Origin of the sequence: Pseudomonas sp. BT76 TE3572, from assembly GCF_050435365.1 — a bacterium.
GTDB classification, from domain to species: Bacteria; Pseudomonadota; Gammaproteobacteria; order Pseudomonadales; family Pseudomonadaceae; genus Aquipseudomonas; species Aquipseudomonas fluorescens_W.
In genome coordinates, this window is record NZ_JBNDKE010000001.1 from 81,908 (window position 1) to 103,306 (window position 21,399).

At 59.5% G+C, this 21,399-nt stretch carries 22 protein-coding genes; 15 read left to right on the top strand and 7 right to left on the bottom strand.

Annotation, left to right across the window (positions count from 1 at the left end):
- Positions 1-162 precede the first annotated feature (162 nt).
- From ABH912_RS00365 to ABH912_RS00425, 13 genes are all read left to right on the top strand, one after another.
- On the top strand, positions 163-696 hold the full coding sequence (locus ABH912_RS00365; protein WP_033058851.1) for a response regulator: 534 nt from the start codon (positions 163-165) through the stop codon (positions 694-696).
- Positions 697-780: 84 nt separating this feature from the next.
- Positions 781-2,487, top strand: coding sequence for a GspE/PulE family protein (locus ABH912_RS00370; protein ID WP_429509255.1), 1,707 nt, complete (start codon positions 781-783; stop codon positions 2,485-2,487).
- A complete protein-coding gene (locus ABH912_RS00375; RefSeq protein WP_429509256.1) occupies positions 2,468-3,271 on the top strand; it encodes a hypothetical protein in 804 nt (267 codons plus the stop codon). The genes ABH912_RS00370 and ABH912_RS00375 overlap by 20 nt, the downstream gene beginning before the upstream one ends.
- A gap of 1 nt (position 3,272) precedes the next feature.
- Positions 3,273-3,818: a PilN domain-containing protein gene (locus tag ABH912_RS00380; RefSeq protein WP_429509257.1), complete on the top strand. Its 546-nt coding sequence runs from the start codon at positions 3,273-3,275 to the stop codon at positions 3,816-3,818.
- Positions 3,805-4,353 (top strand): GspMb/PilO family protein, encoded by a 549-nt coding sequence (locus ABH912_RS00385; protein WP_429509258.1) that lies wholly within the window; start codon positions 3,805-3,807, stop codon positions 4,351-4,353. The genes ABH912_RS00380 and ABH912_RS00385 overlap by 14 nt, the downstream gene beginning before the upstream one ends.
- Positions 4,353-4,874: a hypothetical protein gene (locus ABH912_RS00390; protein WP_429509259.1), complete on the top strand. Its 522-nt coding sequence runs from the start codon at positions 4,353-4,355 to the stop codon at positions 4,872-4,874. The genes ABH912_RS00385 and ABH912_RS00390 overlap by 1 nt, the downstream gene beginning before the upstream one ends.
- The gene (locus ABH912_RS00395) at positions 4,871-6,706 is read left to right on the top strand and encodes a secretin N-terminal domain-containing protein (RefSeq protein WP_429509260.1); all 1,836 of its coding nucleotides are present in this window, start codon (positions 4,871-4,873) and stop codon (positions 6,704-6,706) included. Before ABH912_RS00390 ends, ABH912_RS00395 begins: the two co-directional genes overlap by 4 nt.
- Before the next feature lie 2 nt (positions 6,707-6,708).
- Positions 6,709-7,182 carry a type II secretion system protein gene (locus ABH912_RS00400; RefSeq protein ID WP_046055438.1) on the top strand — a complete coding sequence of 158 codons (474 nt, stop codon included), beginning with the start codon at positions 6,709-6,711 and terminating at the stop codon, positions 7,180-7,182.
- A gap of 4 nt (positions 7,183-7,186) precedes the next feature.
- On the top strand, positions 7,187-7,561 hold the full coding sequence (locus tag ABH912_RS00405) for a type II secretion system protein (protein ID WP_415760096.1): 375 nt from the start codon (positions 7,187-7,189) through the stop codon (positions 7,559-7,561).
- Positions 7,536-8,072, top strand: a complete 537-nt coding sequence (locus ABH912_RS00410) for a type II secretion system protein (RefSeq protein ID WP_033058836.1) — start codon at positions 7,536-7,538, stop codon at positions 8,070-8,072. The genes ABH912_RS00405 and ABH912_RS00410 overlap by 26 nt, the downstream gene beginning before the upstream one ends.
- 4 nt (positions 8,073-8,076) lie before the next feature.
- A complete protein-coding gene (gene csgE / locus ABH912_RS00415) occupies positions 8,077-8,469 on the top strand; it encodes a curli production assembly/transport protein CsgE (protein ID WP_429509261.1) in 393 nt (130 codons plus the stop codon).
- Positions 8,466-8,900: a curli assembly protein CsgF gene (locus ABH912_RS00420; protein ID WP_429509262.1), complete on the top strand. Its 435-nt coding sequence runs from the start codon at positions 8,466-8,468 to the stop codon at positions 8,898-8,900. Before csgE ends, ABH912_RS00420 begins: the two co-directional genes overlap by 4 nt.
- Positions 8,901-8,932: 32 nt before the next feature.
- The gene (locus tag ABH912_RS00425) at positions 8,933-9,799 is read left to right on the top strand and encodes a CsgG/HfaB family protein (protein WP_033058831.1); all 867 of its coding nucleotides are present in this window, start codon (positions 8,933-8,935) and stop codon (positions 9,797-9,799) included.
- A 745-nt stretch (positions 9,800-10,544) separates the two neighbouring features.
- Here the strand turns inward: ABH912_RS00425 and ABH912_RS00430 are convergent.
- The 3 genes from ABH912_RS00430 to ABH912_RS00440 are packed head-to-tail and all read right to left on the bottom strand — an operon-like array spanning position 10,545 to position 13,084.
- A complete protein-coding gene (locus ABH912_RS00430) occupies positions 10,545-11,330 on the bottom strand; it encodes a hypothetical protein (RefSeq protein ID WP_033058829.1) in 786 nt (261 codons plus the stop codon).
- Positions 11,331-11,375: 45 nt separating this feature from the next.
- Complete coding sequence (locus ABH912_RS00435) at positions 11,376-11,759, bottom strand: hypothetical protein (protein ID WP_429509263.1); 384 nt, start codon at positions 11,757-11,759, stop codon at positions 11,376-11,378.
- The gene (locus ABH912_RS00440; RefSeq protein WP_429509264.1) at positions 11,759-13,084 is read right to left on the bottom strand and encodes a hypothetical protein; all 1,326 of its coding nucleotides are present in this window, start codon (positions 13,082-13,084) and stop codon (positions 11,759-11,761) included. Before ABH912_RS00440 ends, ABH912_RS00435 begins: the two co-directional genes overlap by 1 nt.
- Positions 13,085-13,638: 554 nt before the next feature.
- On the opposite strand from ABH912_RS00440, the gene ABH912_RS00445 reads away from it, so the two are divergent.
- Positions 13,639-13,965, top strand: a complete 327-nt coding sequence (locus tag ABH912_RS00445) for a DUF6124 family protein (RefSeq protein WP_429509265.1) — start codon at positions 13,639-13,641, stop codon at positions 13,963-13,965.
- 62 nt (positions 13,966-14,027) lie between these two features.
- Here ABH912_RS00445 and ABH912_RS00450 read toward each other — a convergent pair whose 3' ends face one another.
- Genes ABH912_RS00450 through ABH912_RS00465 form a run of 4 tightly spaced genes read right to left on the bottom strand, consistent with a single transcriptional unit; the run spans position 14,028 to position 19,581 of the window.
- A complete protein-coding gene (locus tag ABH912_RS00450) occupies positions 14,028-15,407 on the bottom strand; it encodes a curlin (RefSeq protein WP_429509266.1) in 1,380 nt (459 codons plus the stop codon).
- 27 nt (positions 15,408-15,434) lie between these two features.
- Positions 15,435-15,896, bottom strand: a complete 462-nt coding sequence (locus ABH912_RS00455; RefSeq protein ID WP_429509267.1) for a curlin — start codon at positions 15,894-15,896, stop codon at positions 15,435-15,437.
- Positions 15,897-15,955: 59 nt separating this feature from the next.
- Positions 15,956-18,199 (bottom strand): Ig-like domain-containing protein, encoded by a 2,244-nt coding sequence (locus tag ABH912_RS00460; RefSeq protein WP_429509268.1) that lies wholly within the window; start codon positions 18,197-18,199, stop codon positions 15,956-15,958.
- A gap of 35 nt (positions 18,200-18,234) precedes the next feature.
- On the bottom strand, positions 18,235-19,581 hold the full coding sequence (locus ABH912_RS00465; RefSeq protein WP_429509269.1) for a hypothetical protein: 1,347 nt from the start codon (positions 19,579-19,581) through the stop codon (positions 18,235-18,237).
- Positions 19,582-19,861: 280 nt separating this feature from the next.
- On the opposite strand from ABH912_RS00465, the gene ABH912_RS00470 reads away from it, so the two are divergent.
- Positions 19,862-21,310, top strand: coding sequence for a sensor histidine kinase (locus ABH912_RS00470; protein WP_429509270.1), 1,449 nt, complete (start codon positions 19,862-19,864; stop codon positions 21,308-21,310).
- The last annotated feature ends 89 nt before the right edge of the window (positions 21,311-21,399 follow it).

The window sequence follows — 21,399 nt, forward strand, 5'->3', positions numbered from 1 at the left end:
TGGGGGATGGAGTTTCTGGACGAAATGGTTTTTTCATGAAAATCAAAGACGTGCAACGGTAAAAAACCGACGCTCAGCCTGGCATGAAGTGTGCGTTAGCCTCAGTGAAGGCGCGTACTCCCAGGGCTGGAACATCGGACCTGCGGCTTCAAGGAGTCGACCTTGTTAAACAAAATACTGGTTGTCGAAGACGAACAGCTACTTGCCGAAAACCTCAAGGATTACCTTCAGGCGCAAGCGCTGGACGTCCGGATAGCTCACGACGGTGCGATGGCAATCGGCGAGGCCGAGCGTTTTTCACCCGATGTGATGGTGTTCGATTACCGCTTGCCTGACATGGAAGGCTTTGAGGTGCTCGATGCTGTCCGCCAGAACAGGAAGTGTCATTTTGTGCTGATTACCGGGCACCCAACCGCTGAAGTCTGTGAGCGGGCCCGGCAACTGGGAGTCAGCCATATCCTGTTCAAACCGTTTCCAATGGCGGAATTGGCCCGAGCAGTCTGCGACCTTCTGGGGATGGAGCGCGAACCCAAAGCAGGCATGAGCCATTCGCAAGGTTTTGTCGAACGACGCCAGAGCAGGTCCGAGAGTTTCCCGCTGCAGTTGTACGACGGCAGTTGGGTGCTGGCAGATCGTCGACGGAACACATCGACCTCCAAGGCACCAGACGACGAACAATTGCTCACCGGGGAGTAGTGGCGCGACAAGACGTTCCGGCATCTGCCGCAATGGCCTGCCGCGTCGACAGGGCTCAAAGCCCCCGGCGTTGGAGAGCATGCCATGGACCGTCTATTCCTTGCCGTCGAACCGGCGCTGTTGGACTGTGTACCGTCTCGCTTTTCCAGTGAACAACTGGCCCAGGCACGCTCCCTGGCCGCCAGTTCCGGCGAACGGGTACTGGAAGCCCTCGGGGGGTTGTGTGAACTGGCCCCCATGCCCTTCATCCAGTGCCTCGGCGCGACCCTGCATTATCCGGTGCTCGACACCGACAGCCTGTTCAAAGCCACCCCGGTGTTCGACCGGGTCACCCTGGCCCAATGCCTCAAACGCGAATTCATCCTGCTGCGTCACGACGATGCGGTCATTGGCGTGTTTGCCGACCCCTTCGATACCTCACGCCTGGCCTGGATCGACGACTGCCTGCACGGCGCGCCGCTGTACCTGGTGCATACCGACGACCTGAAAGCCTACCTGGCGCGTCATGAAGAGAGCTTCCACGCGGTGGAATCGCTCAACGCCCAGGCCGACGCCAATGTCGAAACCGATACCCTGCAAAGCCTGTCCCTGACCAGCATCAGCGAGGACGCCAGCGTCGTCGTCAAACTGGTCAACTCGACCCTCTACGACGCGCTGAAAATGCACGCCAGCGATATCCATCTGGGCACTACCGGCAGCGGCCTGGTGATCAAGTACCGGATCGATGGCGTGCTGAACAACATCAGCAAAATCCAGGGCAGCGAATTCGCCGAGCAAGTGATTTCCCGGGTCAAGGTCATGGCCGAACTGGACATCGGCGAAAAACGCGTGCCCCAGGACGGTCGCTTCAAGATCGGCATCAGCGGCCGGCAGATCGACTTTCGGGTGTCGATCATGCCGAGCATTTTCGGCGAAGACGCGGTGTTGCGGGTCCTCGACAAACAGGACCTGGCCGACAAGGTCTGCGGCGTGCAGTTGCAAGCCCTGGGCTTCGAAGAAGAAACCCTGCGTCATCTGCGTCGGCTGGCGGCCGAACCTTACGGCATGGTGCTGGTGACCGGCCCCACCGGTAGCGGCAAAACCACCACGCTGTACGCGATGATCACCGAGATCAACCACGGCGTGGAAAAGATCATCACCATTGAAGACCCGGTGGAATACCAACTGCCGGGCGTGCTGCAAATCCCGGTCAACGAAAAGAAAGGCCTGACCTTCGCCCGTGGTTTGCGCTCGATCCTGCGCCATGACCCGGACAAGATCATGGTCGGTGAAATCCGCGACCCCGACACCGCGCAGATCGCTGTGCAATCGGCGCTCACCGGGCACCTGGTGTTCACCACCATTCACGCCAACAACGTGTTCGACGTGATCGGCCGGTTCACCCAGATGGAAATCGACCCTTACAGCCTCGTGTCGGCACTCAATGCGGTGCTCGCCCAGCGTTTGATTCGCCTGGTCTGCTCCAGTTGCAGCGCGCCGGCTTACCCGACCGATGAAGAATTGCGCCTCTCCGGTCTCGATCCGCAGCAGGTCGATCACTACCACTTCGTCCACGGCAAGGGCTGCGGTCATTGCCGGGGCACCGGTTACCGCGGGCGTACGGCGATTGCCGAATTGCTGCACCTCGACGACGAGCTGCGGCAAATGATCGTCGAGCGCCAACCCATTTCGAAAATCAAGGCCCTGGCGTGCAGCCGTGGCTTGCGCCTGTTGCGCGAGTCGGCACTGGAACTGGTTGCAGAAGGGCGGACCACGCTTGAGGAGATCAATCGTGTCACTTTTATCTCGTGATCGTTTTGTCGCCGTGCTCGGCGCCAGTGGTGTCGGTCTGGGCCAGCGCCGTGGCAGTGAAACCCTGTGGCTGGGCAGCGTCGGTTTTATCGACGAAGGCTTTCATGCCTGGTCCGTGGCGCTGGAAACCCTCGACCGTCTGCTGGGCGAACACACCCGTCCCGGTGCCGAATTGAGTGTGGTGATCTCCGGCCACTTCAGCCGCTTCTGCCTGGTGCCCTGGAGTGAACAAATCAACAGCCCTGCCGAATTGCTCGGGTTTGCCCAACTGTGTTTCGAAGACCTTTACGGCGTACCGACGCAACCCTGGAGCATGGTGCTGTCCGCTGAGCCGGCGGGTTATGACCGGGTCGCCACCGCGCTGCCGCAAAACTTGCTGACGCATCTGCGCACGCTGGTCACGGGGCGTGGCCTGCGCCTGCGCTCGGTGCAGCCGTACCTGATGGCGGCGTTCAATCACTTTGATAAAAGCTTCGACGCCGGCGACTTCCTGTTCGTCGTCGCCGAACCGGTACGCAGTGTGTTGTTGCTGGCGCGGGAAGGGCGCTGGGCATCGGTGCGTTCGGTCGGCAGCGGCGACAGCGACGTCGCGCTGACCGCGTTGATCGGGCGTGAAAGCCAATTGCAGGCGTCCACCAGCGAGCGGCCTCTGAACGTTTACCTGCACGCGCCGGCACGCATTGACTCGCACCCTGACGTGCCCGGCGTGCACCTGCGCACCCTCGAAGAAGGCCGGGCATCCGTACGCGATTGTTTGTACGTCATGTCCCGGGCGGTGGCCTGACATGCGCGCCCTGATGCTCGACTTCCAGCCGCGCCGTCGCTCGGGCCCTTTGGGCTGGAGCCTGCTGGTCGGTGGCGTGGTGCTGACGCTGACTTGCGTGCTGGTTCAGCAGCACCTCAGCGACCAGGCCGCGCAACAGCAAGGCCACTTGCAAACCACTCAGCGCGTACTCACCGGCGACACGGGCGGCAAGGTCAGCCTGACCCCGGCCGAAACCCGCGAACAGGCGCACAACCTGGCCGAGATGCGCAAGGTGTCCCAGCAATTGCGCCGGCCTTGGGAGCGTCTGTTCGCCATGCTCGAAGCCATGCCCCGGGACGACATTGCGTTATTGACCCTGACCCCGGATGCCCGCAAAGGCCAGGTGCGGATCAGCGCCGAAGCACGGGATCTGGAAGCCATGCTCGACTTCCACCGCAGCCTCGAAGCCAGCGACGAGCTGTCCGATGTGTCGCTGCTCAGCCACGAAATCGTCGCGAACGTGCCGGAGCACCCGGTGCAATTCAACCTGTCGGCTAGCTGGGAGATTGGCGATGCAAATCCCTAGATTGATCGTCCACGAATACCTGCAAGGCTTGGGCATTCCCGGTCTGGTGGGGCTGGCGATGTTGCTGCTGGCGCTGGTGTATGGCCTGGCGGGCCTGATGCCGGACTGGCAGTCGTTGCAAACGCTCAGCCAGCAGACGCGCGAAGCCGGTGAATACCTGGCCAAAGTCGAAGACGGCAGTATCGCCGCGCCGGTGGTGCCGCAACGTCAGCTCGACGATTTCCGCAGCAAGTTGCCGTCCCAGCCGCAGGCCACCGTGGCCATCGACAAGATTTACGCGCTGGCGGCTCAGGAGCACATCACCCTGGCCCGTGGCGAATACTCCCTGGGCATCGACCCCAAGACGCACCTGGCCCGTTATCAGATTCTGCTGCCGGTGCGCGGCAGCTACCCGCAACTGCGGCGCTTCCTGCATGCCTTGCTCGGCCAGTTGCCGGCTGTGGTGGTGGAGGACGTGGAGTTCCAGCGTAAAAAAATCGCCGACACCGACCTGACCGGGCGGATCCGCATGACCCTTTACCTGTCGAGGTCATGATGAATACCAAACGCGTAGGGGGTTGGGTGGCGTTCTTCGGCGTGGCGGCGGCGCTGACCTGGTTGCCTGAATACTTCACGTCGTCGTCCGAGGAGGGCGATGTTTCGGTGGCCGCGGTGGCCACCCCGACCAACAGCAAAACCCGTGGTGTGCTGCCGGCCGCATCCGCCGGTAAAACACCGGCAGTGATCAAGGACCTGAGCCCGGTGGGCGACCTGTTCGCCGCCCGTAGCTGGAAGGTTGAGCCGCAGCTTGCCAGCGTCACCGAACAACCCCTCAACCTGACCCCGGTGGTGCAAGTCCCCACGGCACCACCGATGCCTTTCCAGTTCATTGGCAAGCTGAATGACCGTTCCGACCTGCAAGTGTTTTTGCAGAACGGCGAAAAAATATACGTCGTACGCAAGGGGGATGTGATCGACGACACCTGGCGGATCGAGGGGATTTCCGACGTGGAACTCAGCTTTGTCTACCTGCCTCTGCATTTGTCTCAGACTTTGTCTGTGGGGAGCACGCAATGAACAGAACCCGTTTGCTGATGAACCTTTGCCTTTGTGCAGGACTGGCCGCGTGCAGTTCGGCGCAGGTTGCCAAGCAAGAGGCGACCGACCTGATGGAGTCGGGGCAATACGAAGCCGGCCTGGCTCGCATCGAGGAAGGGCTGAAGGAAAACCCTCGCGACACCGAGCTGCACCTGGCCTTGAATAGCGGTCGTGCCCGTGCAGTGACGGCGCTGTTGACCCAGGGCGACATGGATCGCGCCCAGCGTGATTTTGCGTCTGCCCGCCAGGCTTTCAGCCGGGTATTGACCATCGAACCGAACAACCGCCGTGCCCAGGACTCGCTGCGCCAGCTCGATCACATGCGCAGCCTGGATGAAAAACTCGAACTGGCCCGTGGCGACCTGCGTCGCGGTGACATCTACGGTGCCGACCGCCAGGTGAAACAGATCCTCGAACTGGACCCGACGAATGAAGGGGCGCTGGAGCTGCAAAGCGACATCCGCTTGGTGCAAAGCCGCAACGTGATTCCGTATCCACAACTGCGGACCCGTCTTGATCGGCCGGTGACCCTGGAGTTTCGTGAAGCCAACCTGAAGACCATCTTCGAAGTGCTGTCGCAGGTCGCCGGTTTGAATTTCATCTTCGACAAGGACCTGCGCCCGGACATGAAAGCCACCATCTTCGTGCGTGACGTGCGCATCGAAGACGCGGTGGAATTGCTGCTGCAACAGAACCAGCTGCACCAGAAAGTGGTGAACGAAAACACCTTGCTGATCTACCCGGACTCACCACAGAAACTCAAGGATTACCAAGAGCTGGTGATGCGCACCTTCTACCTGACCAGCATCGATGCCAACACCGCGCTGAACATGATCAAGACCATGCTCAAGACCCGCGATGTGTTCGTCGACGAACGCCTCAATACCCTGACCATGCGCGACTCTGAAGACGCTGTGCGCATGGCTGAAAAACTCCTGCAATCGCAGGACCAGTCCAACCCTGAAGTGGTGCTGGAAGTGGAGGTGATGGAAGTCGCCACCCAGCGGATTCTCGACCTTGGCCTGCAATGGCCGAATACCTTCGGCGTGGTCAACAGCGACGGCTCGGCCGTGACCCTGCTCGATCAACTCAAAGGCATCAACTCCAGCCGTATCTCCATCTCGCCGTCGCCGCAGGCCAAGATCAACGCCCAGGATAACGACATCAACACCCTGGCCAGTCCGGTGATTCGCGTCAGCAACCGCGAACAGGCGCGCATCCACATTGGTCAGCGCGTACCGATCATCAGCGCCACCTCGGTGCCTTCGACTCAAGGCCCGGTGATCACCGAAAGCGTCACCTACCTCGATGTCGGTCTTAAACTTGAAGTACAGCCGACCGTGCACCTGAACAACGAAGTGGCGATCAAAATCGCCCTGGAAGTGAGTAACGCCACGCCGCTGGAACCGACCCGCCAGGGCACGATTCCGGTTCAGGTCGACACCCGCAACGCCCAGACCACCCTGCGTCTGCATGACGGCGAAACCCAGATCCTCGCCGGCCTGATGCGCAACGACCATGGCGCCACCGGCAACAAAATCCCCGGCCTTGGCGACATTCCAGGTCTTGGCCGCTTGTTCGGCAGCAACAAGGACACCGTCGGCAAGTCGGAGCTGGTGCTGTCGATCACGCCGCGGATCGTGCGCAACCTGCCGTACCAGAGCCCGTCGGACATGGAGTTCACCACCGGTACCGAAACCAGCATGCACATTCAGGCGCCGGACCGCCGCATGGAAACGCCGATCCAGAACGAACACATCGATCGGCCGGTTGCTTCCACTTCCACCACTGTTGTCGTCAAGAAGCCTTGATCATGAACGCCTCGCAGCGTGGTTTTACCTTGATCGAAGTCGTGGTGACGCTGGCCCTGATCGGCCTGCTGGCCGGCATGGCCGCGCCGCTGACCGAGACCGTGGTACGCCGGGGCAAAGAGCAGGAACTGCGCACGGCGCTGTATCAGATTCGCGATGCCATCGACGCCTACAAACGTGCGTTCGACGCCGGCTATATCGAGAAATCCCTGAACAGCAGCGGCTACCCGCCGAACCTGCAAGTGCTGGTGGACGGTGTGCGCGATGTGCGCAGCGCCAAGGGCGCCAAGTTCTTCTTTTTACGGCGCGTACCCCATGACCCGCTGGCGCCGGTCAAGCGTGACGACGAAGGTGGTTGGGGCATGCGCTCCTACGACAGTACGGCTCAAAACCCGCGCGAAGGCGAAGACGTTTTTGACGTCTACTCCAAGGCGCGCGGCAAGGGGCTCAATGGCATCGCTTACCGGGAGTGGTGAGATTATGCGTCGGGAAAAGGGTTTCACCCTGCTGGAACTGATGGTGGTCATGGCAATCATCGCCACCCTGATGACCATCGCCTTGCCACGCTATTTCACCAGCCTCGAGGTCTCGAAAGAGACCACGCTGCGCCAGAGCCTGTCGGCCATGCGCGAAGCACTGGATCACTACTACGGCGACACCGGGCGTTATCCCGACTCCATCGAACAACTGGTCGAGCAGCGTTACCTGCGCAACCCGCCGATGGACCCGATTGCCGAACGCAAAGACCTCTGGGTGCTGGTGGCGCCGCCTGACGGTGTCCCGGGCGGCGTCGCCGATATCAAAAGCGGGGCCACAGGGAGGGCGCGTGATGGCAGCCTTTATTCCGAGTGGTAAGCCCTCGAACGAGGCCGGGTTCACTTACCTGGGCGTGTTGTTTCTGATCATGCTGATGGGCCTGGGTCTGGCCAGCGCCGGCGAGTTGTGGTCCACCGCGTCGCGCCGTGATCGTGAACGCCAGTTGCTCTGGGTCGGTACTCAATACGCTCAGGCACTGCGCAGCTATTACCGCAGTTCACCTGGCCTGGCCCAGTACCCGAAAGAGCTGGCGGACCTGTTGCAGGACGAGCGTTTTCCATCGCCCAAACACCACTTGCGCAACCTCTACCCGGACCCGATTGGGGGCGGCGAATGGACATTGATGCGCGGGTTCGACGGGCGCATCACCGGCCTCAACAGCCCCTCCACGGACACGCCGCTCAAGCAGGCGGATTTCCCCAGTCAATGGTCGGACTTCACCGGCATGGCGAGCTACAAGGACTGGCAGTTCGTGGCCGAGAAAGCCTTCCTCGATGGCGCGTCCGCGCCCAAAGGCCAATCCAATACGCCTCAGGCACTGGGCCAGTGATGCCATGAACCGACACTGGCTGCCGGCCCTGGTCCTGATGCTGATGACGTCCTTCGTCTCGGCCGCCGAAGAAGACGAAATGCTGGGTTTTATCGTCGACGACACGATCTCGCACATCGGCCACGACTTTTACTACTCGTTCAGTGAGCGCCTGCGCGCCACCAGTCCGATGGACTTCAACCTGGTGGTGCGTGAACGACCTTCGGCACGCTGGGGCAGCCTGGTGACCGTGGAATATCAGCAACGCCTGGTTTATCGGCGCTTCCTGCCGCCGAACACCGTGGAGTTGAAGGACGAGGCTTATGAGGCTGCCGATCTGGTCCGCGTGCAGATCGTCCAGCGCAGGCTGGAAGCCTTGTTGCAGGACACCACCGACCTTGAGAGGGACGAACTATGAGTACTGGAACTTTCTCGAAACGCACGGGCATGTGGTTATTGGGGCTCTGGTTTACAGGGGCAGGCAGCTGTGGGCTGGTCCAGGCCACGGAGCTGGTCTACACGCCGATCAACCCGTCGTTTGGCGGCAACCCGTTGAACGGGACCTGGTTGCTCAACAACGCCCAGGCGCAGAACGATTTCGACGACCCTGACTTGAAGAACCGTACCAGCGCGGCCGGCACGTCGGCCCTGGAGCGCTTCACCAGTCAGCTGCAATCACGGCTGCTAGGGCAGTTGATGGACAACATCTCCGCGGGCAATGCCGGGAGCCTGACCACTGACGCTTTTGTTGTGAACGTCATCGACGACTCCGGTGCACTGACTATTGAAGTGACCGACCGAGCGACCGGTGAAGTTTCCGAAATCCAGGTGAATGGCCTGGCCCCTTGACGGGGACATGGATCGATTGGGGAGTTAAGGACATGAAAAAAATAATAGCGCTGGGGCTGATGTTGGCGGCATTGCAAGGGTGCAGTTTGCGCGAGCCGGTGGGGGCTGAGCAGGACACCGAATCACCGACCCTGACACCTCGCGCGTCGACCTATTACGACTTGCTGAACATGCCACGACCCAAGGGGCGGTTGATGGCGGTGGTGTATGGCTTCCGGGATCAGACCGGACAGTACAAACCGACCCCGGCCAGTTCGTTTTCCACCAGCGTGACTCAGGGCGCGGCGAGCATGTTGATGGATGCGTTGCAGGCCAGTGGCTGGTTTGTGGTGCTGGAACGTGAGGGGCTGCAGAACCTGTTGACCGAGCGCAAGATCATTCGCGCCTCGCAGAAAAAGCCGAATACGCCGGTGAATATCCAAGGTGAGTTGCCACCGTTGCAGGCGGCCAATTTGATGCTTGAGGGCGGGATTATTGCTTATGACACCAACGTGCGCAGCGGCGGGGAAGGGGCGCGGTATCTGGGGATCGATATTTCCCGGGAGTATCGGGTGGATCAGGTGTCGGTGAATCTTCGTGCGGTGGATGTGCGCAGTGGGCAGGTGTTGGCCAATGTGATGACCAGCAAGACGATTTACTCTGTCGGGCGCAGTGCGGGGGTGTTCAAGTTTATCGAGTTCAAGAAGTTGCTGGAGGCTGAGGTCGGGTACACCACGAATGAGCCGGCGCAGTTGTGTGTGTTGTCGGCGATCGAGGCGGCCGTTGGGCATTTGCTGGCGCAGGGGATTGAGCGGCGGTTGTGGCAGGTGGCCGGGGACAGTGCTTCGCCTGATAACAATGCGACGCTTGACCGCTATTTGACTCAGAACAAGGTTGTGCCTGAGGGTGAGGAGGAGTGAGCCGAGGCGGCCTTCGGGCCGACCTGGCTGTTTCAGATGTCCCCGGATCAACTGTAGGAGCCGAGCTTGCTCGCGATGGCGGCCTGACAGCCGACCAGCCTCCCCAGATGTACCCAGTCCAACTGTAGGAGCGAGCCTGCTCGCGAAGGCGACCTGATAGCCGACCTGTTTCTTTCAGGTGTACATATCCATTCCTGCGGTAACGGCCACTTACGGTTTCGCTCTTACAGCGAGTCACTTTTTCAAACGACAAAAAGTAACCAAAAGTCTTCGCCCCAAGCGTCCGGCCCCTCGCTGAGGCTCGGCGTTCCTTCGTTCCGGTATCCATCCGGGGACACTGCCCTCCGGTCTGCTGCGCGACGACCTACATGCAGCGTGTTCGACTGCGTCGAACGGCGCTGCGCGCCACTCCCCGGATGAACACCTCCACTCAGCCTCCCGACGGGGCGGGCAGATCAAAATCAAAAGCCAGATCAAGAGCTGCAGGCGAGCTAACGCTCGGCCTGTTGAGTGGTGAAGGGCGGAGTGTGCGCCGATTCGTTGTGGGAGCTGGCTTGTCGGGTCTCCGCATCGCTGCGAAGGCGGCGTGACAGCCGACCTATTTCTTTGAGGTGTACATATCCATTCCTGCGGCAACAGCCACTTAGGTTTTCGCCCTTGCGGCTAGTCCTTTCAAGGACTTCGCGTTTTAGCGGTCTTTAGTATCTGGATGAAAAAATCTAGATATGCGTCTAAGCGTTGCGTGTTAGCCCAGTAGTCCAGTGACCTTCCCCAGACCCCAAAGTGCTACCAAACCGAAGAATGAACAGGCAGTAAATTTCTGCGAGATTTCGATCCAACGTCGAAGATGGCCAGGAAACGTCTTAACGGCTTTTATCACCTGCGCATCACTGCCAAAAACAAAATCGCTATCTGGTGCCAGCATCAAAGAAATGTGAGTCAAGCGGCGGAGGCGACCGAGTACCCCATCACCCAACACTCGGCGGTTGCGGCCGATGAAGTATGAACTCTCAAGATAGGATTCGAATTCCTCAAGCTTGAAAAAAGAGAGTCCGGCGCGCAATGACATAGCCATTAAAAAGACGATCGCGGAAGCAGCCCAAGCTGCAGTGAAGGCTAACGCCATTTCACCCATAGGATTGGAGATGGTCCAAATTAAGTTCAAATATCCGTCGCATACCCACCAAAACAAGATGATTCCAAATGCGATAAATATTAAGGTTCTCGGGATGACGACCCATCGCTTCAGCTGCGTTGGCAAAAGCTCCGCCTCTCGAAAGGACTCATGATCAAACATGCAAAAACGATTGGGTGTGCCCATTAATTCACCAATTTCCCTAAGTCGCCTCATTCGATCAATCGGGCCATTTCGAACATTTGATCGGGCGCGCCTCCAACCATAAGAACTGAAGTGTTTTTCAATGTGATCGAGCTTGAAATAGGCGGCGTACAAAAGAATCCCTTGGCTGATAAAAATTAATAAAAACATACCCATACCTAAGATAAGAGAAATGTCTTTGGCTTCATTCATGACTGTAGGGACTCGTATTGGGGCGTAGAATTAGCTGCTGGTTCTTCATTTGAGTAGGCCGGTGTATTTCCCATATAACCAAAGAACCACCACCGCACCTGTAACGAAATAGGCAATATGAAATGGATACGCTGCCCAGCGCTTAAGCCTTTTAGGTAACCGTTTCACTTCTTCAACTGATAAGGGTTCCTGGCGCTGAATTTTTTTAGACGAGATTAAAGCGCTGATTGCGGCCAGACGAAAAATTCTTCCATGATGCCCCTTGCCCCACGTGATGCGGTTGACGCATATGGAATCCAGTTGTTTGAAATGCTTTTCCAGCGCTTCGAGTTTTGTGTGAGCAGCATAAAAAATGATAGCTACGTCGAAGAGGCTCAGCAGGATAAGTGCTCCCCAGACCCAGGCGAGAGTTGTTCTAGTGAGTTCCATTATTCAGAGTGCTCATAGAGTTCTTGCCCAATCAGTTCGCTGCCGTCGGTCATCAGCGTTCCGGTTCCGGTGGCGCCTACCGCGCCGGCAACGAGTACACAAACGAGTTTTCCGAGTCCTTTTACTTTTGCACACACAGCGGTGCCTATTTTCGAGCCTGCTGCACCCCCGGCAACAGCTCCGGCTGTACCGCCCACCATTTTTGCGCCCTCAACAAATTTCATTTGCTTGCATTCATCCTCGCGACCAGTAGTGCATACCTCGTGAATTTTTAAACTGGATGCGCCTAACTGCAGACCAATCCCGACATAACCACCAGCTTTGATATATTTTGCCGCTCGTGAGACACCCTCAATGTTCGTTGCGTACCCAGGCAACTGTGTTGGTGCCCCAGCCTTGTCCCAACGATGAATGGTTCTGCGAGTTGATAACCCCAAGGCTCGCTTGAGTTTCGGGTGATCCGCAATGCCGGTGCCTTTGCGTACGAGTGACCCAAGGCTGGCATCAAGCTTCGCCATAAGTCGTTTACGTTTGGAAAAAAACTCTGGCGAATGCAGATTGCGGTACTGGCGATATTGTTGCTGATGCAGCTCCTCCAGTTCTCTGAGGGCATTTTTCAAGCCCTCCAGATGCTGCCCAATCATGAACGACGCCACACCCAACGATCCCGCCGACACCTCCAGAAACGGCTCAATCACTTCATGGTGTTCAACCATAAACGAAGCCTCTTCATCACTCAGATCCTTGAGCGCCTCGTTGACCTTCTCGGCAGCGATCATCATCTGTGCCTCTTCACGCCGGCACATGTAATGCCGTGAATCGCTGAATATCACCATTTGCCCCGGTTTCACCCGCTCGCCGAGATGGCGATTGAGCGAACGAAATTCGCGACGCAGTGCATCACTTGGCGAGCTCTCGTACAGCGAGCGTTCCAGCGCCTCAAGACTCATGGGCTTTTCAATTATGTGAAATCCGGACTCCGCCGGTTTGGGCTGCGTGAAGGCGTGATCTTCGACCAGATGTTGCGCTGGTGGTGGTTCGGGTTTGGACTTGAAACCATTCCATGAACCGCCACTGTTATCCAGATTGACGCGAGGCGTGACCATTACCCAATCGCCGTTGCTCACGGCCTGAATCAGTTTTTGCTGGTGGGCGGCTTGCATGTAGTTGGAGCTGTTGGCGCCCACTGCATTCAGTAGGTCGTCGAAGCCTTGCAAGTCGTATGGGTAGTTCAGGGCCTGACGAAGAGCATCGGCAGCTTGATGGCTGTCGAGTACTTGGCCGCTCTGGCCGGCGAGTTGGAGTTGGGGGATAAGTTTGGTCACGCTTTGTGCCCGGTCCTTGGAAACGGGGCACTTTGGCGATAGGGCTCAGGAGTGGATGCCGGGGGATTCTGTTTGGCTTGTAGGGGAAGTCCGAATTTTTCTCGGTGTTTGGGGGAGGGTGGTTTGTCAGTAGGTTATTGGCTGAATGACAGGGCCAATCGCGGGCAAGCCACGCTCCCACAGGGAATGTGTGCTGTTTCGAGGGGTGTGTTTAATGGCGTTTAGCGTTACTTCCTGAAAGCTACGGATCCTTGCGCCGTTGCCTACGACTACGCCAGAATCCGCCGGCTTGTGCGCTTTGTACCTGGTCTTTATCGTTTTCGGGCCGCTGAATTCAACGGCCGGGTTTAGCGACCCGGACTATCCAAAGTGCATCAGTGCTCCAGACTTTCTTGCAGACTTTTGATGTCTGCAATTACGTTATGGTGGCTGTATGCGGGAGATCTTCGGGTCTACCGGGTGCCTTTGGCCGGTTCGCTAACCTGCATACAGTCGCCACCCTTACTTGTTTAGCGACAGGTTCTGGTGGCGCTATTTTCCAAAGGAGCTTCACCATGTTCAAACCCACACCCAATCCCCCCGAATCAGAAACCGAAAGCACTACCGCCGCCCCCCACCTCAACCCCGCCATTATCAAAAACTCCGCCCCCCACAACCCAAGCAGAATGTTCGCTATCGCCCCGGACATCGACACCGAAAGCCTGTTGGCCCACGCCTGTGAATCGTTGGCTTCGGCGAGTGTCATGGCCAGTGATTTTGCGGTGTTTGTGGAGGGGCCACAGCGCAGCATGTTATTGGGCATCCAGCAGGTCATCATGTTGGCCGACCTGGCGGTGAATCGGGCGATGGATAATATCGATCCGCAAAACTCACCCATGTAGCTGATCGGCACAGACAAAAAAACCGCGACCCTCCAAAGGCCGCGGTTTTTTATGCAGCGCGATTATTGCTGCAGCACAGTCGCCTTGTTGTCAGTACCCATCTGCTGCACGGTGGCAGTCTGGGTCATGCCACTCTGAGTGACAGTGGCAATGTTGCCGGTGCCGCCCTGAGTGACGTAGGCCACGTTCATGCTGCCGGACTGGTCGAAGTTGGTGGTGTTGCCGATACCGTTGCTGCTGCCCTGGGCCAGGTTGGCGGTGCCGCGCTGGTCGGCGATGAGGATGTTGTCGCTGCCGTTCTGGTCGAAGTACAGCTCGTTGTAGTTTTCGGCCTGGGTGACGGTGGTTTTGTTGCCGTAGCCGGTCTGGTGGGTCGTCATCACGTGGCCGATGCCGTCCTGTTTGAAGCTGGCGGTGTTGTTGGTGCCGTTCTGGTAGACGTTTGCACGTTGGTTGCTGCCGAACTGGCCGCCCTTTTGCGGGCCTTTCCAGTCGCTGGCGTAGACCTTGTTTTCAGTACCCACGGAGGTAGCGTTCAGCACATGGCTGTCGCCCTTTTGATAGGTGAAGTGCACGTTGCCGGTGCCTTGCTGGTACAGCGCCAGGACCGAGCCGACGGATTCGAACTGGTCTGCGTAGATCGCGTTGAGGTCGCCGACTTGCAGCACCTGGGCGACGTTGTTTTCGCCGAAGCTCTGGTCGACCACGGTTTCGTTGGTTTGCCCGTACTGGTTGACGGTGGCCTCGCTGGCGGTTTGCCCGCCTTGCCAGACTTCGGCGCCGTTGAAGTCGCCGAACTGGTTGATGTTCACGGTGCCGCCGTTGCCGTCGCGCTGGTCGCCATAGGCGTAGTTGCCTTCGCCCGACTGGTTGAGGTTGATCTGGCCACCCATGTGGGCGATTTGTTCGGCGGTGGCGTAGTTGGCGGTGCCGTACTGGATGATCACGGCGTTGTTGGCAGTGCCCAGTTGGATCTGTTCGATATTGGCCTCGTTGCTGTCACCAAACTGGAAGGTTTGAGCTTGGGTGCCTTCCTGAGTGTCCTGATAAATGAACGAGAAGTTGCCGGTGCCGTGCTGTTGTTGCAGCGCTTCGTTGCCGCCCACGCCTATCGACTGGCTGGCGTGGCTGGTGTTGGTGCTGCCGACTTGTTGCTGGGTGATGGTGTCGCCGTTTTCGAACAGTTGCTCGGCGTAACCGGCGTTGTAGTCGCCGTGTTGATCCTGGGTGATGGTGCCGGTGGCGTTGTCTTGCACCGCGGCGGCATCGTTGCCCTCGCCGAGTTGTTGTTGGGTGGCGGTACTGTACGGGGCTGCGGTCTGTTTCACGTCGGCGATGTTGGCGGTACCGACCTGGTCCTGGGTGGAAACGCTGTCGTCGGCCATCGCCTGGGCACTGATCAGGACCAGGATGGTGGCGGTGAGGGGCGTCAGTTTGAACATGATGAAACCTCCATGTGGTGCAGTGCTTTAGCGGGATTGTTTGACCGAAACGCTCATGCCGTTTCCGGACTGGGTCACGGCGCTTGAAAGCCCCGTGCCGGCCTGATCGATGCTGGCGTCGTTGTTGTTGCCGTTCTGGGAAATCTGCGCGCGGTTGTGGCTGCCGGTCTGGGTGATCGAGGCGGCGTTGCCGGAACCTTGTTGAGTGATCATTGCCATCAGGTCGCTGCCTTGTTGCAGGATGTAGGCTTCCTGATTACTGCCCGACTGGACGATGCGACCGAGCAGCGACTGGCCGTTCTGTTGCAGCAACGCAACGTTGGCCTGGCCGTTCTGATCGATCAGCGCTTGCTGGCCAATCGGTGGTGGTAGCTCGCCGAGGTCGCCACCGGGACCCATGTCATCGTTTTCCATCAAGTCATCGGCGCGCGTGCCCGCACTGCTGCAAAGCAGAAGCAGGCAGAGCAGGGCGGCGGTCGAGGTTTTCATGGCTGCGTCCTTTGCAAGAGGCCGGCCCCACCCACCGAATCGGCGGGTGGGGCAGGGGCTCAGTTCGAGATCACCGAGACTGTGCGCACGGTGCCTTGGGACGAGGTGATGGTGGCTGTCGGGTTCGCCGATGGAATCACCGTAGTGGTGTTGTTCACCGTCAGCCTCCAGCGACCGGTCGCCGGTACCGTGGTGGTGCCCAGGGTTGCCAGCCCGGTCGGGGTGGAGACCTTGATGGTGATGGTGTTGCCGGTGACCACCGATGAAGTCCCTGCAAAGTCCCAGGTGAAGCGATTGTTGGAGCGAGCCGAGACCGTAGCCGTGGTCACCGTGAAGGTTTCCGCAGCAGGCCTTGGCGAGACTTGCACGGTGACCGTAGCCGGTGTCGACAGGGCGCCGAAGCTGTCCCGGGCGATGTAGGTGAAGGTCGTGGTGAAGGCCGTCGTGACCGTGGCCGGTGGGGTGTAGGTGATCACCGTGCCGTTGCTGCTGACGGTGCCACGACCGGCCGCAGGTTGGGTCAGGCTGGCGACCGCCAAAGGCACGTTGCCTTCTGGATCGGTGTCGTTGGCCAACACGTTGATCGGTATCGCCACACCCAGTGTCGCGACGGCGTCGGCGACTGCCACCGGTGGCCGGTTAGGCGCCACGGTGATGGTCACGGTCGCTGGGGTAGTCGAAGCCAGGCCTTTGATGTCTTGAGCCTTGTAGGTGAAGGTCGTGGTTAACGGCACAGTGACCACGGCGGGCGGGGTGTAGACCACCGCAGTGGTGCCACTCATCGCCACGGTGCCTTGGCCTGCGGCCGGTTGGGTCAGCGCGGTGATGCTCAGCGGCGTGTTGCCGTCCGGGTCGCTGTCGTTGGACAGCAGGTTGAGGGTGAGGGGCACGCCGAAGCTGGTATTGCCGGTGTCGGCAACGTTTACCGGCGCCTGATTCTCGCCGCTATCCGGTGCGGTACCGACGACCACGACAGGCTCGGTATCGCTGCCACCGGCGGCGGATTTGACCGTCACAGTGGCGGGTGGTTGAGACAGATCGGCGACGGTGATTTTTTGCAGGGTGCCGGTTTTCGACAGCCGTCCGTAACCCTGCGCGACCATGTCTGGCACCGCCACTTCGTCAGTGGACGTGGCCTCGATCAGCAAGCTGTGATTGCTCCAGTTGTAACGAGCGGTCTGGATTTTCACCAGGTCAACGAGTTTGCTCGAGACCGCCGTAGGGCGGGTGGTGCCGGCCGGGTTGGTGGCGGTGAGCACCACGACCGGAGGCACGGGGCCGTTGAGCAGGCGTTGGCCGAAGTACAACCCGGTGCCGTCACCCACCATGTTGGTCAGGCAGGGTGAAGGCGGTGGGCCTGACACAAGGGCGAGGGTTTCGCGGAAGCACAATGTAGAGCTGTTGTCCGCTTTGCCGAAGACTTCGACCCGGGTGCTGGTACCGGTGCCCGAGGCGGTGCGACGGTAGGTTGCACGGCTAAGGTCGACATGGGTTTGCGCACGATTGTCGAGGACTTTACCGGACAGCGTGAACAGGTTGCTCTGGATCGTCCCGGCCGGGCCCTGGATGCGCACAAAGTTGGTGTTGTTGGGGCTGCCGGTGACTTGTTCGGTGAGGTTCGGGTCGCCGACGAAGGTTTCGATTGCGCCGGTGTCCGGGTTCACTTCGGTGTAGGGGCCGTTGACGCTGCGCAGGAATGGCCCGATAGCACCGTTAAGTGCCCCGCTGAAATTCCCCGGCGCACCTACGCCGATGTCTCTGGTGATGTTGATTGCACGACGACCGGGTGTGGTGACATTGACCGTTTCCACACCATAAGGGTGAGTAATGGTGTAGGTCCCGGCGACGGGCACGTTGATCCGCATACGAATCCGCGCAAAGCTGATTTGATCGCCATCGAGCGGATTTCCGCCGGCAAAAGCGGCTTCTATCCCGGCCACGTAGGCGTCCATTCCATAGCCAGCGGCGTTGTTGGGAATGTTGGTCTCGGCGAGGAACCAGAAGGCTTCGTCTGGCCAGTTATCCGGGAACACCATCGGCAGGGTGTCGTCGAAAATGCCCGGTGCTGGCAGCAGGGTACACATGTAGGCCGGTGGCGTGGCAGCCGGCACCCGCGAGCTGGTGGCCCGGGACTGGCACAGTTCCATCGACAGCAGATTTTTGTCCTGATACCAGATCGGGAATTTCCCCGAGGCAAAGGTATAAGGACCGGGGTCGACAGCAGCGAGTTGCGCGAATGCACTGCCGGACAGCGACAGAGTCAGTCCCAGTGCGTTGAGCGCCAGGCGTGGCCAATTGTTCATGATGCCTCCTGATGAGGATCTGGGCATGTGAGCGTTCATTGCACGATGACCACTTCTTCGGTGTCGCTGCCGCCGTTGGATGACGTCACTCGAACCTTGGCGGGTGGTATCGGCGAGATGCCGGTGGCCAGGGATTTCACTGCGCCATCGCCACTGAGGGCGCCAATGGCGACACCTGTGCCAGAGGTGGCAGTGAGCACCGGTGGCGAAGTTTCGTCGCTGGTCGAGGCCTCGACCGTTATTTGCCCGGTGCTGAGGCTGTATTCGGCACGTGAAATCACCACCAGGTCTGTCAGGGGCATGGGTAAGGTGGTCGGTGTGCTGCTAGCGATGGCCAGGTGGTTGTCGGCGGTCACTTGCAATGTGCTCGGCAAACTCGGGTTGGTCGAAGACTGCGCATACCAGCTGCCGGTGGTGTTGGCCTCGGTAAGGTTCAATACCGGGTTGTTGCTGTCCAGAGTCACTTTGGCCGGTGGCGGCGGGGCCAGGACGAACACGTCTTGCTGGGCCACCGGAGCGCTGGCGCCGGGTTTACGCGAGTAGGTGCTGCGCTGGGTGATCATTGGCGTCGGCCGTGCCATTGTCGCCAACTTGCCGGAGATGGCCATCACCGTAGTGCGCAAATCCAGCCCGTTGGGGCCTTCAATGCGGATGTAGTTGGTATTGAAAGGGCTGCCGGTGAAGGCTTCCACCAGGTTCGGGTCGCCGACGAATTGCTCGGCTGAACCGGTGAGCGGATTGGTCTCGGTGTAGGGGCCATTGACGCTGCGCAGGAACGGCCCGACATCGCCCTTGAGGGCGCCGTCGTAGGTTTTCGGCACGCCGATGCCGATGTCCCGGGTCATGTTGATCGCCCGGCGCCCGGGAGTGTCGACGTTGAAGACATCGATGCCGTAGGGGTGGGTAATGACGTAGGTGCCCGCGGTCGGTACATCGACACGTATGCGGATGCGGGCGAAGCTGATCTGGTCACCTTCGATGGGGTCGCCACCGCTGAAGGCGGCTTCAACGGCGCTGACATAGGTCAGGTCGATACCTCGGGCTGCGTCGACGATGGTGCCGTCGCCGGTGAACCAGAACGCCTCGTCGGGAAAGTTGGTCGGGAAGACGAGCGGTTGCGTGTCGTCGAAGATCCCGGGAGCCGGCAGCAAATTGCACATGTACGTCGGTGCGCCCGGTGCGCTGGGCACTCGCGAGCTGACAGCCTTGGACAGGCAAAGCTCAAGGGTTCGTCCATGAGTGTCCTGATACCAGGCGGCGAACGAGCCGTTGGCTGGCACGTAGGGGCCAGGGTCGACGGCAAACAGCGCCGCCTGGGCGACGCCTTGGGCCAGTGCGCTAACGACCAGGGCGGCCGCGGTTTTGGACAGTAAAGGGTGCATGAGTTAAGCCCTCTATATCGGAATGCCTGCCCCATGGGGACGGGTCAGTTGCGAGGGTTCGGCAACTTCCATACCAACCGGCGAAAATGGCCGGCAGAGGCCCGAGTCATGGGCGTGTCACTCACAAGCGGCATCGGAGCGCAGTTTTTGGGCGCGGGCCACTGTCCCCAGGATTGGGGGTAGATGGGGATGAGGAAGAAGGGGGGGGACGAGACCCAAGGTCGGGCAAACGACCCTGAGTGGGCTATAACCCTATAGGGGATTCGTCGGGGACACGTCCATGGACATGCCTACTCAAACACTCCAGGCCGAGGGGGGTGATATTCGCCTGAGCTCGCGCAAGCAGCCGTTCAATTTACTGCGCTGGTTTTCGCTCATCAGCATGGCGGTGATTGGCACGGTTGCGTTGGCGTTGGGGGCGGTGTCCACCCGGTTCGTGATTACCGAAAGCGTGCAACGCGATGCGTTGTTGACGTCCCAGTTCATTCAGGCGATTGCCTTGGTCGAGGTGCGCCACGTATCGATTCCCAACGTGCGGACCATGGGCGAGCTGCTCGATCCGCGTAACGACAAAAACGTTTCCGACGTCGACCCGCTGGCTCGCGCCATTGCCCGGGGTGAATTTCTCGACCATATCGAGCATTTGCCGGATGTGATTCTGGCCAACATCTATGCCCCCGACCGCAGGGTGATCTGGTCGACCAACCCGGCGTTAATGGGCACCACGATCCACGCCGACGAAGACCTGGAGAAAGCCTTTGCTTCCAGGGTTCCTGTGTCGGCCAGTTATCACGATGTGGACAAGACCCGCCTGGAACAGAAGTTCGTGACGCCTCCGGAATACATCTTCATCGAGAACTACATTCCGTTGTTCGATGCCGACGGCGACAAAGTCACGGCGATGGTCGAGATCTACAAGGAGCCCAAGGACCTGATCACCCGCATGGAGCGCGGCCTGGTGCTGATCTGGCTGGCCACTGCATTGGGCGGCGGGCTCATTTACCTGGGGCTGTACTGGATCGTGCGCCGGGCGGCCATTTTGCTGGCGACGCAGCAAAAGCAGCTGATCACCAACGAAACCTTTGTCGTCCTGGGCGAGATGTCGTCGGCGGTCGCCCACAGTTTGCGTAATCCGCTGGCGACCATCCGTTCCAGCGCCGAACTGGCGCTGGAGTTCGACAGCGGCCCGGCCCACAAGAACATCAACGACATCATCGGCCAAGTGGATCGCATGTCGAAGTGGGTGAGGGAGCTGCTGCAATCCTTGCGTCCGCTCAACGATGACGCCGAGCCTGTCAATCTGGTGGCGGCGCTGCATGACAGCCTGATGGCCTTCGAGCATCAAATCGCCAAAGCCTCGGTCCACGTGGTGTTCGACCCGAAACTGACGCCCATGGTCCTGAGCCAGCAAGTGCAGTTGACGCAGATCCTCAACAGTTTGCTGGCCAATGCACTGGAAGCCATGGACAAAAGCGGCACGTTAACCATCACATTGGAGCCAACCGATTGCCGTGGCCTCAGCGTGGTGGTGAGCGACACCGGCAAAGGCATGAACGAAGAACAGCGCAGCATGGCCTTCCGGCCGTTTTTCACCACCAAACAAGGTGGGCTGGGTGTCGGGCTGGTGCTGGTCAAACGGATCATGGAGCGGTTTGGCGGTGCGGTGAGCCTGGAAAGCCGTGAAGGCGAGGGCACGAGTGTCCGTCTGTCATTCAAATTGGTCCCCTGAAAACGGGTGTGAACTTTCCCCGTTAGCGGGTGTCATTCCCCAGTCGCTCCCCCAGTAATGGCATATTGATGTTGATAAGCCATTGTTTT

What these genes read in the sequence shown, in the direction of transcription:
- ABH912_RS00455 (WP_429509267.1), bottom strand. Translation starts at nt 15,896, where the DNA reads ATGAAAACCTCGACCGCCGCCCTGCTCTGCCTGCTTCTGCTTTGCAGC.
- ABH912_RS00370 (WP_429509255.1), top strand. Translation starts at nt 781, where the DNA reads ATGGACCGTCTATTCCTTGCCGTCGAACCGGCGCTGTTGGACTGTGTA.
- ABH912_RS00385 (WP_429509258.1), top strand. Translation starts at nt 3,805, where the DNA reads ATGCAAATCCCTAGATTGATCGTCCACGAATACCTGCAAGGCTTGGGC.
- ABH912_RS00390 (WP_429509259.1), top strand. Translation starts at nt 4,353, where the DNA reads ATGAATACCAAACGCGTAGGGGGTTGGGTGGCGTTCTTCGGCGTGGCG.
- ABH912_RS00405 (WP_415760096.1), top strand. Translation starts at nt 7,187, where the DNA reads ATGCGTCGGGAAAAGGGTTTCACCCTGCTGGAACTGATGGTGGTCATG.
- ABH912_RS00435 (WP_429509263.1), bottom strand. Translation starts at nt 11,759, where the DNA reads ATGGAACTCACTAGAACAACTCTCGCCTGGGTCTGGGGAGCACTTATC.
- ABH912_RS00460 (WP_429509268.1), bottom strand. Translation starts at nt 18,199, where the DNA reads ATGAACAATTGGCCACGCCTGGCGCTCAACGCACTGGGACTGACTCTG.
- ABH912_RS00445 (WP_429509265.1), top strand. Translation starts at nt 13,639, where the DNA reads ATGTTCAAACCCACACCCAATCCCCCCGAATCAGAAACCGAAAGCACT.
- ABH912_RS00430 (WP_033058829.1), bottom strand. Translation starts at nt 11,330, where the DNA reads ATGAATGAAGCCAAAGACATTTCTCTTATCTTAGGTATGGGTATGTTT.
- ABH912_RS00450 (WP_429509266.1), bottom strand. Translation starts at nt 15,407, where the DNA reads ATGTTCAAACTGACGCCCCTCACCGCCACCATCCTGGTCCTGATCAGT.
- ABH912_RS00470 (WP_429509270.1), top strand. Translation starts at nt 19,862, where the DNA reads ATGGACATGCCTACTCAAACACTCCAGGCCGAGGGGGGTGATATTCGC.
- ABH912_RS00425 (WP_033058831.1), top strand. Translation starts at nt 8,933, where the DNA reads ATGAAAAAAATAATAGCGCTGGGGCTGATGTTGGCGGCATTGCAAGGG.
- ABH912_RS00410 (WP_033058836.1), top strand. Translation starts at nt 7,536, where the DNA reads ATGGCAGCCTTTATTCCGAGTGGTAAGCCCTCGAACGAGGCCGGGTTC.
- ABH912_RS00395 (WP_429509260.1), top strand. Translation starts at nt 4,871, where the DNA reads ATGAACAGAACCCGTTTGCTGATGAACCTTTGCCTTTGTGCAGGACTG.
- ABH912_RS00380 (WP_429509257.1), top strand. Translation starts at nt 3,273, where the DNA reads ATGCGCGCCCTGATGCTCGACTTCCAGCCGCGCCGTCGCTCGGGCCCT.
- ABH912_RS00400 (WP_046055438.1), top strand. Translation starts at nt 6,709, where the DNA reads ATGAACGCCTCGCAGCGTGGTTTTACCTTGATCGAAGTCGTGGTGACG.
- csgE (WP_429509261.1), top strand. Translation starts at nt 8,077, where the DNA reads ATGAACCGACACTGGCTGCCGGCCCTGGTCCTGATGCTGATGACGTCC.
- ABH912_RS00465 (WP_429509269.1), bottom strand. Translation starts at nt 19,581, where the DNA reads ATGCACCCTTTACTGTCCAAAACCGCGGCCGCCCTGGTCGTTAGCGCA.
- ABH912_RS00420 (WP_429509262.1), top strand. Translation starts at nt 8,466, where the DNA reads ATGAGTACTGGAACTTTCTCGAAACGCACGGGCATGTGGTTATTGGGG.